Origin of the sequence: Protofrankia sp. CiT1 (genome assembly GCF_917627335.1) — a bacterium.
GTDB lineage: Bacteria > Actinomycetota > Actinomycetes > Frankiales > Frankiaceae > Protofrankia.
In genome coordinates this window covers 1-13,101 of the sequence record NZ_CAKJTP010000073.1, presented here as the reverse complement: position 1 = coordinate 13,101, position 13,101 = coordinate 1, and the positions used below count along the sequence as shown (strand labels likewise).

General features: G+C 68.7%; 11 protein-coding genes. 6 read left to right on the top strand and 5 right to left on the bottom strand.

The window, feature by feature from the left end:
• The 4 genes from accA to MJ785_RS13265 all read left to right on the top strand — a co-directional run.
• The coding region (gene accA, locus MJ785_RS13280) for an acetyl-CoA carboxylase carboxyl transferase subunit alpha (protein ID WP_239381172.1) at positions 1–877 on the top strand (877 nt) is incomplete at its 5' end.
• Positions 878–888: 11 nt separating this feature from the next.
• Positions 889–1,482 carry a biotin/lipoyl-containing protein gene (locus MJ785_RS13275; RefSeq protein ID WP_239381170.1) on the top strand — a complete coding sequence of 198 codons (594 nt, stop codon included), beginning with the start codon at positions 889–891 and terminating at the stop codon, positions 1,480–1,482.
• Positions 1,482–2,834 (top strand): acetyl/propionyl/methylcrotonyl-CoA carboxylase subunit alpha, encoded by a 1,353-nt coding sequence (locus MJ785_RS13270; RefSeq protein WP_239346945.1) that lies wholly within the window; start codon positions 1,482–1,484, stop codon positions 2,832–2,834. The genes MJ785_RS13275 and MJ785_RS13270 overlap by 1 nt, the downstream gene beginning before the upstream one ends.
• 10 nt (positions 2,835–2,844) lie before the next feature.
• Positions 2,845–3,843 (top strand): PDR/VanB family oxidoreductase, encoded by a 999-nt coding sequence (locus tag MJ785_RS13265; RefSeq protein ID WP_239381168.1) that lies wholly within the window; start codon positions 2,845–2,847, stop codon positions 3,841–3,843.
• Positions 3,844–3,862: 19 nt separating this feature from the next.
• On the opposite strand, the gene MJ785_RS13260 is transcribed toward MJ785_RS13265, so the two are convergent.
• The 5 genes from MJ785_RS13260 to MJ785_RS13240 form a co-directional block, all read right to left on the bottom strand.
• Entirely contained in the window at positions 3,863–4,777 is a 915-nt protein-coding gene (locus MJ785_RS13260; protein ID WP_239310732.1) for a carbohydrate ABC transporter permease, read from the bottom strand.
• A gap of 87 nt (positions 4,778–4,864) precedes the next feature.
• Positions 4,865–5,812, bottom strand: coding sequence for a carbohydrate ABC transporter permease (locus MJ785_RS13255; RefSeq protein WP_239310731.1), 948 nt, complete (start codon positions 5,810–5,812; stop codon positions 4,865–4,867).
• A 79-nt stretch (positions 5,813–5,891) separates the two neighbouring features.
• Positions 5,892–7,277: an ABC transporter substrate-binding protein gene (locus MJ785_RS13250; protein ID WP_239381166.1), complete on the bottom strand. Its 1,386-nt coding sequence runs from the start codon at positions 7,275–7,277 to the stop codon at positions 5,892–5,894.
• Between the two features lie 12 nt (positions 7,278–7,289).
• Positions 7,290–8,477 (bottom strand): ABC transporter ATP-binding protein, encoded by a 1,188-nt coding sequence (locus MJ785_RS13245; protein WP_239310729.1) that lies wholly within the window; start codon positions 8,475–8,477, stop codon positions 7,290–7,292.
• Between the two features lie 426 nt (positions 8,478–8,903).
• Positions 8,904–9,788, bottom strand: a complete 885-nt coding sequence (locus tag MJ785_RS13240) for a LysR family transcriptional regulator (RefSeq protein ID WP_239310728.1) — start codon at positions 9,786–9,788, stop codon at positions 8,904–8,906.
• Positions 9,789–10,520: 732 nt separating this feature from the next.
• Here MJ785_RS13240 and MJ785_RS13235 point away from each other — a divergent pair.
• Together MJ785_RS13235 and MJ785_RS13230 are read left to right on the top strand one after the other, a co-directional pair.
• The gene (locus tag MJ785_RS13235) at positions 10,521–12,116 is read left to right on the top strand and encodes an LCP family protein (RefSeq protein ID WP_239310727.1); all 1,596 of its coding nucleotides are present in this window, start codon (positions 10,521–10,523) and stop codon (positions 12,114–12,116) included.
• Positions 12,117–12,619: 503 nt separating this feature from the next.
• Positions 12,620–13,101, top strand: a 482-nt coding sequence (locus tag MJ785_RS13230) for an Rpn family recombination-promoting nuclease/putative transposase (protein ID WP_239381164.1), incomplete at its 3' end; no start/stop codon positions are given.

The following is a 13,101-nucleotide window of genomic DNA, read 5'->3' as shown; positions in this document are numbered from 1 at the left end:
CGGCTCGCTCATCCGGGAGGCGGCGGCGCTGCCGGTCCGCCATCCCTGGGAGGTCGTGCGGATGGCCCGGCGGCTCGGGCGGCCCACGACCCTTGACTACATCTCATTCATGATCGATGACTTCAACGAGCTCCACGGCGACCGCCGGTCGTCCGACTGCCCGGCGATCGTCGCGGGCCTGGGCCGGTTGGCGGACATCCCGGTGGCGGTGATCGGGACCCAGAAGGGGCACACCGTCGCGGAGCTGGCGGAGCACAGGTTCGGGATGCCGACCCCGGCCGGCTACCGCAAGTCGGCTCGGATCATGCGGCTGGCCGCGAAGATCGGCCTGCCCGTCGTCACCTTCATCGACACCGCCGGGGCCTACCCCGGCATCGAGGCGGAGGAACAGGGGCAGGCAGTTGCCGTCGCCGAGAACCTGAAGCTGATGGGCGGTCTACCGGTACCGGTGGTCAGCGTGGTCACCGGTGAGGGCGGTAGTGGGGGCGCGCTCGCGCTCGCCGTGTCCGACCAGGTGCTGATGTGCGCCAACACCGTGTACTCGGTGATCAGCCCGGAGGGGTGCGCGGCGATCCTGTGGAACGATCCCGCGGCCGCGCCCCAGGCGGCGGCCGCGCTGCGGGTCGATGCACGCCAGCTGCTGTCACTCGGCGTTATCGACGGTGTGATACCCGAACCCGAAGGCGGCGCGGACGCCGACCCGCTGCACGCCGCGACCGCGATCCGCCATGCGCTGACCGACACGCTGCGACCGCTGCTGTCGGTGGGCCAGGCGGATCTGGTGGCCCGGCGCCGTGCCCGGTTCCGCCGTTTCGGCGCGGGCCCGTCACATCCGCACGGTGGTCGTCACGAGGAGAGCACGCGACCCGGAGAGTAAGGACATGTCTGATGAGCACAACCACGATCAATGGAACGTCGTCGGCTTCCCGCCTGCGCTCAGCGGGGGAGACCGTCGACTCGCTGCTGGACGCCGTCCGTCGTAGCGCCGTCGCCCTGTGCGCCGAGACCGACCGGCTGCCCAGCCGGGTCCGGGTCACCGCCGGGGACGTGGCGGTCGAGCTGTACTGGCCCGAGCCTGAGTCGGGGATCGGCGCCATCGATGGTGAGCGGCCGCGGGCGGCGTCCGTGCCGGTCCAGCGGGCCCCCGTCGTGACGGCGGCCGGGCCGGTCCCGGAACCGGTGTCCGGGCAGCCGCGCGACACGGCCGAGGGGACGCCCGGCGAGAACCTCGTCCACATCACCGCGCCGACCGTCGGGACGTTCTACCGCGCCGCCGAGCCCGGGGCCAAGCCGTTCGTCGGCGAGGGCGACACAGTGATCGCGGGCCAGCAGGTCGCGATCATCGAGGTGATGAAGCTGATGATCCCGGTCGAGGCGGACCAGCCGGGGCGGATCGTCGAGGTGATCCAGCCGGACGCGGCCGCGGTTGAGTTCGGGCAGCGGTTGTTCTCGATCGCGCTGGCGGACCGTGTGAGCACCTGATGTTCACGACAGTCCTGATTGCCAACCGCGGCGAGATAGCGCTGCGTGTCATGCGGGCCTGCCGGGAGCTCGGGCTCGGCACCGTCGCCGTCTACTCGACCGAGGATCGGGACTCCGCGGTGGTGCGCATGGCCGACCGGGCGGTTCACATCGGGCCGGGCCCGGCCCGCAGGAGCTACCTGAACATCCCGGCGATCATCGAGGCGGCCCGGCTGACCCGGGCGGACGCCATCCACCCGGGGTACGGCTTCCTGTCCGAGAACCCGGATTTCGCCGAGGTGTGCCAGGCCGAGGGGATCACCTTCATCGGGCCGCCGGCAGCGGTGATGGAACGCCTCGGCGACAAGGCCGTCGCCCGGTCGATGATGGTCGACGCGGGCCTGCCGTTGCTGCCCGGCAGCCGCCGGGCACTCGAGCACGCCCCGGAAGCCCAGGCGTTCGCCGACGAGATCGGCTATCCGGTCATCATCAAAGCGGCCGCGGGCGGTGGCGGGCGGGGGATGCGCATCGTCCACGAGCCCGACGAGTTCCTGCGTGCCTACACCGAGACCCGCGCCAGCGCTCAGGTGATCTTTGGCGACGGCCGGGTCTACGTTGAGCGCTACCTGTCCTCCGCCCGGCATGTCGAGATCCAGGTGCTCTGCGACCAGCACGGCAACGCCGTGTACCTGGGCGCCCGGGACTGCTCCGTCCAGCGCCGGCACCAGAAGCTCATCGAGGAGACACCCGCTCCGCGGCTACCGGAGGGCCTGGTCGAGCGCATGGGCCGGGCCGCGGTGGACGGTGCGCTCTGCGCTGGCTACGTCGGCGCCGGAACCTTCGAGTTCCTCGTCGACGCCAGCGGCGCGTACTACTTCATGGAGGTCAACTGCCGGCTCCAGGTGGAGCATCCGGTCACCGAGATGGTCACCGGGATCGACCTGGTCGCCGAGCAGTTCCGGGTCGCGGCCGGGGAGAAGCTGGCCATCAGCCAGGACGCGGTGACCCCCCGGGGCGTCGCCATCGAATGCCGGATCAACGCCGAGGACCCCGGCCGTGGTTTCGCGCCGACACCCGGTGTCCTGGCGGAGTGCCAGCTGCCCGCCGGCCCGTTCGTCCGGGTTGACAGCCATGTCTTCCCCGGCTACCGGATCCCGTCGGTCTACGATTCGTTGTTGGCCAAGCTGATCGTCTGGGCGCCGGACCGTGACTCGGCGATCGTGCGGATGCGGTGCGCGCTCGATGAGCTCCGCATCGCGGGTCCCGGGGTCGCCACCACCGCTTCCTTCCTCGCCCAGGTGCTCACGCATCCCGTCTTCGTCGCGGCGCGTCACGACACCTCGCTGGTCGGTGACCTGGTCGCCGGTGGATAAAGGAGGCGCTGTGCACACACCCGCCGAAGAAGACCTGACAGCACCGATCGTGCCCGTGCCCCGGGCGCGGTGGTCACGGCTGCGGGTGGTCGAGGCGACGGCCCAGAGCACCGACGTGATGTCGTTCATCCTCGCCGACCCCACTGGCGCGGACCTGCCGCCGTGGACGCCCGGAGCACATGTTGATCTTTTCGTCGCTCCGGGGATGGTACGACAGTACTCGCTGTGTGGAGATCCAGCCGACCGCGCGCGCTGGCGGATCGCCGTGCTGCGGGCGGAGCCGGGCCGCGGCGGTTCGCGCCACCTGCATGAGCAGGTCCGGGCCGGCGCCCTGGTGGCGGTGGGGGAGCCACGCAACAACTTCCCGCTTGCCGGGGCACACCGGTACCTGTTCATCGCTGGCGGGATCGGGATCACGCCGTTGCTGCCGATGATCCGGACAGTCGCCGCGCAGGGCGCGGACTGGACGTTGTGGTACGGCGGGCGTCGCCGCGAGCGCATGGCCTTCCTGGACGAGCTCGTGCCCTACGGCGGCCGGGTCGACGTCTGGCCCGAGGACGAGCGCGGGCCGCTGCCGCTCGCCGAGATCCTCCAACGGCTGGGCTCCGACGCTTTGCTCTACTGCTGCGGGCCCGAGGCCCTGCTCACCGCGGTCGAGCGGGAATGGGGTGACCGACCGGCCGGCAGGCTGCACATGGAGCGCTTCCAGCCTCGTCCGGTGGTGGGCGCCCCCACCCGTGACCAGGAGTTCGACGTGTTCCTCGAACGCAGCGGGCGGGCCGTGCGGGTGCGGGCACACGAATCCCTGCTGGACGTCCTGAGCGCGGCGGGTGTTGAGGTGCCCTGGTCGTGCGGTGAGGGTACCTGCGGCAGCTGCGAGACGGGCGTCCTGGCCGGTGACGTCGACCACCGGGACTCGGTGCTGTCGCGGGGCGAGCGCGTGGCCGGCCGGACGATGATGGTCTGCGTGTCGCGTGCCCGTTCGCCCTGGCTGACCCTTGACCTGTGACCCTTGGCCTGTGACGAGGTCATTTCAGGCCGGAGTGGATGAATGCGCTGACGATGTGCCGCTGGAGCAGCACGTAGAGAGCGAAGATCGGCAGGCAGGCGAGCCCTGAGGCGGCCATGAGACCGCCCCAGTCGTTGCCCTCGGTCCCCCCGAGAAAGCCACGGAGCCCAAGCTGGATCATGGAGTTCGCCCGTTGGAGAACCATCGCGGGCCAGAAGTACTCGTTCCACGCGTTGATGAACAGGACGATGCCGAGCGCCGCCAGCGCGGGCCGCAGATTGGGCACGACGACCGTCCACAGCACCGACCAGGAGGATCGCCCGTCCATGCGGGCCGCCTCAAGCAGTTCCTTGGGGAAGCTCTCCATGTGCTGGCGCAGCAACAGGACGCTCAGCGCCGTGCACAGCGTCGGGATGACAACTCCGGCGAGCGTGTTCAGCAGGCCCAGCCGCAACAGCAGCGTGTAGTTGGGCACCATCGTCACCTGGAACGGCACCAGCCACGTCCCGACGAACAGCAGATAGAGCGGCCGCTGCCCGGGAAAGCGCCAGGCCGCGAACGCGTACGCCGCGAGCAGACCGGTCAGGAGCTGCCCCAGCGCGGTCAGCGCCGCCACGGCGAACGTGTTGAACAGCATCGGCCCGATCGGGATCACCTCCGCCGCGTGCCGGTAGTTACCGACCGACAGCGGCCAGGGCAGCGGCGAGGTGGCGTAGACGTCGCTGGGGCGCCGCAGCGACGTCGCGTACATCCAGCCGATCGGCAGGACGCACGCGAGGCTCAGGAGCGTGAGCACGGCATGGCCGATGAACGATCCCAGCGGCGATCCGCCGCCGACCGGGCCGTCGGTCTCGCCGGGACGGCGGCCCTCACCACGGCGCTCGCCGGGCATGCCGGCCGCGGCTGCCGTCACTGCCGTCGTGGAGACAGCCATCGGTTACTCCTCGTAGATATTGTAACCGCCGGTGTTCTGATCGGGACGTGGTGCTCCCGGCGGTCACTGGAGACGATCAGGAGACGATCAGTTGTCGTGGAAGCTCAGCTTCTCGAACAACCACACGAGGCAGCCGGCGACCATCCCGAAACCCAGGAAGAACACCAGGCCGGCGGCGGCGGCGAGGCCCGCGTTGAAGCTCTTGAAGCCGTATTCCCAGAGCAGGTAGTAGACGTTGGTCGTCGCGTCGCCGGGGCCGCCCTGGGTGAGTGTGTCGATCAGCGGAAAGGTCAGCTGACCGGACAGCAGCACGGTCATGAGAGCCAGCAGCACCAGGGTCGGCGACAGCAGCGGCAACGTGATCCAACGGATGATCTGGCGCCGCGTCGCGCCGTCAAGCTGGGCAGCCGCCGCGTAGTCGTCGTTGATGCCGGCGAGCCCGGCCGCGACCACGAGGACCGCGAAACCGAGCAGATGCCAGCCGGTGATGACGATGACGGCGAGCTGGGCGGGGCCGCGTTCGTGCAGCCAGTTGACCGGGCTGCCCAGCAGGCGGTCCACCCCGCCATGCCGCGGGTCCAGCAGCCATTCCCAGATTGCCGCGCTTGCCACCGGCGCGACCAGTACCGGCGCGAAGACGAGCGCGCGGTAGACCGCGTTGGCGCGGCCGCGGACCTGTTGGGTGAGCAGGGCGACAATGGTGGGCAGGACGACTGAGAACGGCAGTAGGCAGACGATTATTGTCACCGTCAGCCACAATGAGGACCGCAGCTGCGGGAGCTGGAGCACATCGGCGTAGTTGTCCAGCCCGACCGGGACTTTTGGTCTGCTCGGCAGGAGGTTCCACGAATAGAACGACAGCCGCGCGGCCTCGGCCAACGGGCGGTAGGTCCAGACCGCCAGGCAGCCCAGGCCTGGCGTGAGGTAGAGGAAGGGCGGCAGCGCACGGCGTACCCGGCGGGCGGCCGATGGCCGGGCCGCCGGGTACGAGGCGGGAACCTCCGGTGCCTCGACAGCGGCGAGTGTCACGAACATGCCGGCTGGTTCCGCCGTGACGGCACCTGGTCGAGGAGCCGGGCCAGCCACGTCGTGCCCGCGGCCCGCGGAGCGGGTGTCACGCTTTCGGTAGCAGTTTTGTCGCCCGGTCCTGAGCCGCGGCCAGCGTGGACCGCGCGTCAGCCCCGCTGTAGACGACGCTCTCGACGGCCTCCAGCATCGTGTCCTTGATCTGGACGTAGTTGTCGCCCGGGAACGCCACCGCTGGCCGCAGCCGAGCGAGCTGGTCGATGTTCGGCTTGATCAGGGGGTTCTTTGCCGCCCAGTCCTTCAGCCCGGCGGGGTCGTCCAGCAGGCTCGTGCGAAGTGGCAGGTAGCCGATCTTGCTGGTGAGCTGGACGTACCCCTCGTCGCTGGTCAGAAACTTCATGAGTTCCCAGGCGGCCCGCTGCTTGGCCGGGTCCTTGGCGAACATGACCAGCGCTGCCCCCGAGTTTGTCGGTTCCACGGTCCTGCCGTCGAAGCTCGGCATCTGTGCGGCCCGCAGATCCCACGGCGGACTCGCGCCGGTGGCGCCCTTGCGGAACGTGGCCTCGGCCGCGCTGCTCTCCAGGATCATGCCGATCTCACCGCGTGCGAACGCGGGGTACGCCTGCTCCTGGGAGAGTTTCGGGGTCGCGCCGGACCGCACGAGGTCCTGCGCCATCGTGACGGCGTCGACCGCGGGAGGGTCGGCAAAGGTGAGCCTGGTGCGGTCGGTGGAGATCACTGATCCGCCGTTGGAGTCGACCAGGGACTGGTAACACCAGTCGCCGGCCTTCTTGGTCAGGCAGTCAATGTAGGCGCCGTCCTTGCCGGTCCTGCTCCTGATGGCGAGAGCGGCCGTCTTGACCTCGGCCCAGGTGCTCGGTGGCTTGGCCGGGTCGAGGCCGGCCTGGGTGAACAGGCTGGCGTTGTAGTACAGGATCGGCGTGGAGAAGACGAACGGGATGCCGTAGGTTTTGCCGTCGACATCGCCGAGGGTGCGCGCGGTTGCTGCAAACGGGTGCGTGCCGCCGAAGTTCGCCTGCACCGCGTCATGGCCCACCACGGTGTCCAGCGGCGTCGCCCCCAGCCCCCGCACCGCGTAGAAGAGGTCACCGAAGACCAGCTGCCCGACGTCGGGCGGGTTGCCGGCCGCGATCTGGCGCTGCACGCTGGCGGCCGCGGCCGAGCCGTAACCGCTCGCGGTCGCGGTCGCGGGCTTCTGGGCCGTCACCGTGATATTGGGGTGAGCCACCTGGAATTTTTTGATCATGTCTGTGAAGGTGTCGGTCCACGGTCCGGCCTGGGCCAGGTTGTAGCTTTCAAAAACGATCGAAACCTGCTGGTCGGGCCTGAGTTCCGGGACCGTCGCGGCGGCCGTGGGCGAGCTGGCGGCCGGGCTGCTCCCCCCGCAGGCGGCCGCGGCCAGCGCGAGGGCGAGAGCCGCCGCGATACCGCCGGGACAGCGTGATTTTTTCACGTGTGGTGCTCCTTACACGGGACGAGCGCTGCGCGAGGCGAACACCGCGCGAGGCGAAGACGGTGGGGAAGAAGACGGTGGGGACAAGGAGGCCGGTGGGGAGGGCGAGACGTCGGGCGCCCGCCAGCGCAGCCGGTGACCACTGGCCTGGTCGAACATGTGCAGCCGGTCCGCGGCGGCGTCAACGGCCACCTGCTCGCCGGGACGCAGGCCAAGCGGTCGAGGTCCTCGCACCAGCAGGGTGGCGTCACCGACCGCGCACTGGGCGACCTCTTCACTCCCGAGGTTCTCCACCGTCTCCACCCGGCCGCGGAACATCGGTGACTCCGCGGTGGTGGGGACCGTGACCAGATGCTCCGGTCGAACCCCCATGACAATGTCACGAGCGGGGAAATCGCCGGCCTCCCACAGCGCGACCTCGATACCGGGGGCAAATAACCGGACACGGCCGGAGTGGCTTTCGGCCCGTACGGGGAGCAGGTTCATCGGCGGTGCGCCCAGAAAATCCGCCACGAACGCCGAGGCGGGTCTGTCGTAGACCTCGGTGGGGCTACCGACCTGCTCAAGCCGGCCGGCGTTGAGCACCGCGACCCGGGTAGCCATGGTCATGGCTTCGACCTGATCGTGTGTGACATAGACGATGGTCGAGCCGAGCCGGTGGTGCAGTGCCCGTAGCTGGCCGCGGGTGGCGGTGCGCAGCTTGGCGTCGAGGTTGGACAGCGGTTCGTCCATGAGGAAGGCGCCCGGATCGCGGACCAGCGCCCGGCCGACCGCGACCCGTTGCCGCTGCCCGCCGGACAGCTGCCGGGGCCGGCGGTCGAGCAGGTCGGCCAGCTCAAGCAGCTCCGCTGCCTCGCGTACCTTCTCGCGGATCTCCGCGCGCGGGCGCCGGCGTGAACGCAGCGGGAACCCGATATTACGTTCGACTGTCAGGTGTGGGTAGAGAGCGTAGCTTTGGAAAACCATCGCCATATCACGTTCCCTGGGCGGGGTGAAAGTGACGTCACGCCCGTCCAGTAGGACCCGCCCGCTGCTCGGTTCGATCAACCCGGCAATCATTCGAAGCAGTGTTGACTTTCCGCAGCCGCTGGGGCCGAGCAGGACAAGGAAGTCGCCGTGGTTGATGTCGAGACTCACCCGGTCCACCGCGGTGACCTTGCTGAAACACTTGGTCAGCCCGTCGATCTGGATGCGGCTCACACTCCCGGCTCTCCTTCCGGGCCGAACCGGCGGCTACCGGTTCGGCCTTGTGTTCTGGGCAGCCTCCGGATGCATGCGACGATGTTTTCGGTGGATTGCCATCGCGATCCACCGAGGCTTTCGCGATCGCACCTTCCCCGGGGCGCCGAGGTTGGCTATGCAGCCGACAACCGGCCGCGTACGTGTGCCGATGGTTTTTTGGATATCTCTGTCACGGCGTTACGCCGATCAGGGACGGTTGCATTCAACTCTCCGTCGGTGTACGGCGAGCAAACGCATTGAAAATTGTGTGCCAGCCGGTTGTGGCCGACTGGATCGATCATGCTGGATATCCAGCGTCGATTGGTGCCGGATATCAGGTGATAGGAACAAAAAATGAACAGCGAGCGTGCCGCGGCGCTGGGGACACGACCGGCTCGGGCTGGTTCACTGGAACGGCCCAGCTTCCTCCAGCGTGTCCAGCAGGGCGTCGACGACCTTGCTCCGGCGCGGGCGCCACACAACGTGGACGGAGAGCATCGGTACGGGGTCGACAAGCGCCACAGTCACGGGGCTGCCGACCGTCCGGGCGCGTTCCAGCGACGAGGCGAAGCCCACCAGCGGGCGGGTGCTGATCACCAGCGCGGTCGCTCCCGGGTCGTCGACCTCGGCGACGATCTTCAAGCTGATTCTGACCTGCTCCGCGGTGGTGACAATGGTGTCGTACATCGCCGGGGACTGGGTGCGGCGGAAGAGAACGAGGGCCTGGTGCTCCAGCTCCCGGAACGAAACCTGTTCGCGAGCGGCCCAGGCGTGTTGCTCGCCCACAATGGCCGCGAGCGGCAGCCGCAGCACCTCCCGGGAGTGCAGCTCGTTGGTAGGCGGCGTGCCGAATATGAAGCCGATGTCGAGTTCGCCGTTGAGCAGGCTTTTGAGCTGGGGCCCCGTGCGCCGTTCCCACAGATGGGCGATCAGCCCGGGGTGGGTGGCGTTCAGCCGCATCAGGGTTGGCCGCAGTACGCGATGACCGGCCGGGAAGTTGTAGCCGATGTTGATCGTGCCGGCACGCCCGGCGGACGCGTCGCGGGCGGCCTGCACTGCTTTGCCGGTCTGCTCGAGTATTTGTTTTGCCTCGGTCTGGAATGCCACCCCCGCCGGAGTGAGTCGGACTTCGTGGGAGGTACGGGCGACCAGTTTGACACCGACTTCACGCTCGAGGCGCTGCAGGTGTTGACTCAGAGATGGCTGGGCGAGGTGAAGCTTGTTCGCCGCCCGGCCAAAGTGCAGCTCATCCGCGATGGCCAGAAAAGATACCAGATGCCGAAACTCCATTGAACCCTCCGCGCCGGAATTCCGTGCCCAGTATACCTGGCGCAGCTAACGGGCGGTGACGGGCGAGTGTTATTTTGAAGAATTGCCCAAGTGGAATCCGGTAGAAAAAGAAATGCTACCAGAGCGTGTTTGAGATCGGGCTTTCGATCAGTGAGCCGCGTCCAGGCACCCCCTGGCAAGGCGGAAGGCCGAAGCGATACCGGATGAGTTGTATCGGTTTGGCCGACAACGCAGCCAGGGGGCGCCTGGACGCGGCGAGCCGGAATGACGATCTCAAACGCGCTCTCAGGGAGTCCCGGCCGGCGGTTTTGTCCAGGTGTGACGGTACGCCCGGCCGCGGCTTTGGAGCGACCGGCAACAGGGGGCGTGGCAGCGCGGGGCTGGGGTGCGCGCCTCGCGGTGTGATCACTGTAGGCGAGCGGGGCCGCGCCGCTGTCGTTGCCGCGGGCCGCCGGTCAGGACGAGCGTCACCGCGCCGCTACCCAGGCTCCCGGGGCCGCCCGAGAGCGCACGAACCGGCGTGGCGCGCAACCGCGTGAGCGCCCCAGGCCGCGGACCGCGCTCCCGATGCTGGTCAGACCGCTGGACCACAGCGCACCATATCGGCTACGGCGGCGGCTACGGCGTCGACGGTGCCGCCGATTCTTGTCCGCCCTGACGGCTATATACGCTCAGTCCCGGATGGGTGGGTAGTGGGACGAGAGGCGGGTATCAGGCGAGATGCGCCAGCCGTTGGCAACGGGTGATGCCACGCTACCGCCCGGCCTCAATCCGCGGGCCCGTGCCCCACACGGTTCATCAGCGCAGGGCGCTCCCGGGGTCTTCTCGGGACTGCTCCGGGCGGTCTTCGTACTGCTCTCGGTCGTCGTCCTGCTGGCCAGCGTCGGTGGTTGGCTGCTCTACAGCCATCTCAACGGAAAAATCACCAGGGTGGAGCTTGGCCTCACCGGCCCGCGGCCAGCGGCTCCCGCCCACGGCGTCGAAAACTACCTGCTGGTGGGTACCGACAGCAGGGCCGGCAGCGACGGAGCCTACGGTGACGCGCCCGGCCAGCGTTCGGACACGACTATCCTCGTCCACCTCGCCGCAGACGGTACCAGCACGATGGTGTCCTTTCCCCGGGACACGCTGGTGACCATTCCCGACTACGTCGACGCGAACGGCCATCGGCGCGCCGCGCACCGGGCCAAGTTCAACTCGGCCATCTCCGACGGCGGCCCGTCCCTGCTGGTGAACATGGTCGAGCGGCTTACCGACATCCGGATCGACCACTACGTGTCCATGGACCTTGCGGGTTTCCGGGCCATCACGGACGCGATCGGTGGTGTCGAGGTCTGTGTCCTCCCGTCGGCCTACCGGGACGTTTTCTACGACAACAACGTGCGAAAGGTCAGCACCAACACCAACGACCCGATGAGTGGCTTCCTCGGTGGCCCGGGGACCATCCACGTGGACGGCCGCCAGGGGCTGGCCTTCGTCCGGCAGCGGCACGGGCTGCCCGAGCAGGACCTCGACCGCATCCGGCGCCAGCAGCAGTTCATCGGCGCCGTCGTCCGTAAGACGATGGCCGGTGGGGTGCTGACCAGCCCGAGCAAGCTTGAGTCGCTGCTGTCGACGGTGACGTCCGCGCTCACCCTCGACAGCCACACGAGCATTGTCGATCTGCGTGGGCTGGCCACCCGGATGCGGGATGTGGCCGCGGGAAACATCCACGTGGTCACCTTGCCAACCCATGCCCCGACCCGTGCCGAGGGCGGCATCGGCGACTCGGGTGAGCTACCAGGACTCGGCGCGGTCCAGATCTATGATAAAAATGATCTTGAGCGTATCATTGGGCCGCTGCGTGTCCGCGACAGCGCCGCCCGGGTGTTGCCGTCGCCGTCGCCGGCCGTGTCCACGCCGAGCGGCAGCCCCGCCGTCACCGCGACGGAGCAGATCACCGTGGCGGTCTACAACGGTTCAATGATCACCGGGCTTTCCGCCCGCGCCGTCACCGCGTTGACCAAGCAGAGCTTTCACGCGTCCAATGAGGGCAACGCATCGTCGCATAACCACACGAGTTCCAAGGTCGTCTACGGACCGGGGCAGGATGCCGCCGCGCGGACCCTGCAGGCCGCCGTACCCGGCTCCGAGCTCCAGCGCGACCCGGCCGCGACCCGGCTGGCACTGATCGTCGGATCCTCGTTCACCGGGGTCGTCCCCGGCGACGCGGGCAGCCAGGCGCCCGGTGCGGTGGCCACGTCGCCGGCGGCCTCGGGTACCGGCGCTCCGCCGTCGGCGGAGCCGACGACCCCCGCCCCGGCCGAAGCCCCCACCTGCACCTACTGATGGCGGGCCACACCGCGGACTATCAGCCCGTCGTAGGCGATGTGGTTGCTGATGTCGACCATCGGCTGGTCGCAGCGGTGGTGCACGCGTAAGCGGTGGTGCACGTGTGGAGGCGAGCCGACCCAGACCCGGTTGCCCCTGCGCCGACACTTCATGATCTTCGGCCGGCCATCCCCGCCATCGAGGATGACTCGGCTGCAGGACTCGACGTCGTCATCAAACCCGTCGAGCCAGTCGGCCTTCCCGGCCCCGGCCCTGGGCGACGGCCCCTTGCCGCACGACGGCAGGTCCAGGTTCTGCGGTATGTCGCGTAGGTGGTGGCGGCCCGCTATGGGCTCTGGGCCTGTGCGGGGGGCCCGGCCGAGGCCGGTAATCCGGACTGGGAACAGTGGGCGCTCCGTGTGGCCGGTGGGCTGGTGCCTGGTTGTGGGCTGGTGGGTTGGTGTGTCGGTGGGTGTCGGTACGGTGCGGTTATGTCGGGTCCGTCCACGCCTCATGATGCGGTGTTCCGTCGGATTTTGGGGACGCCGTCGAACGCGGCGTCGCAGGTGCGGGCGGTACTGCCACCGGGGCTGGTGGCCCGGCTTGACCTGGACAAGCTGGCGCTCGTGCCCGGGAGTCTGGTTGATGCCACGTTGCGGTGGCGGCATACCGATCTGTTGTTCACCGTGCCGCTGGATGGCCGGGAGGCGTTCGTCTACGTACTGATCGAGCATCAGAGCGGTAACGACCCGGTGATGGCGTTCCGGATGCTGCGCTATGTCGTGCGGATCTGGGACCGCTATCTGGCCGACCATCCCAGGGCGAGCCGGCTGCCCGTGGTGATCCCGTTGGTGGTGCATCACAATGACCGTGCCTGGACCGCGCCGGTGGAGGTGGCTGACCTGGTTGATCTGGATGTGGGGCTGATCGAGGCGTGGCGGGAGTATCTGCCCCGGTTCCGGTTTCTTCTTGATGATCTGGTCGGGGTCGATGCGCGGGCGCT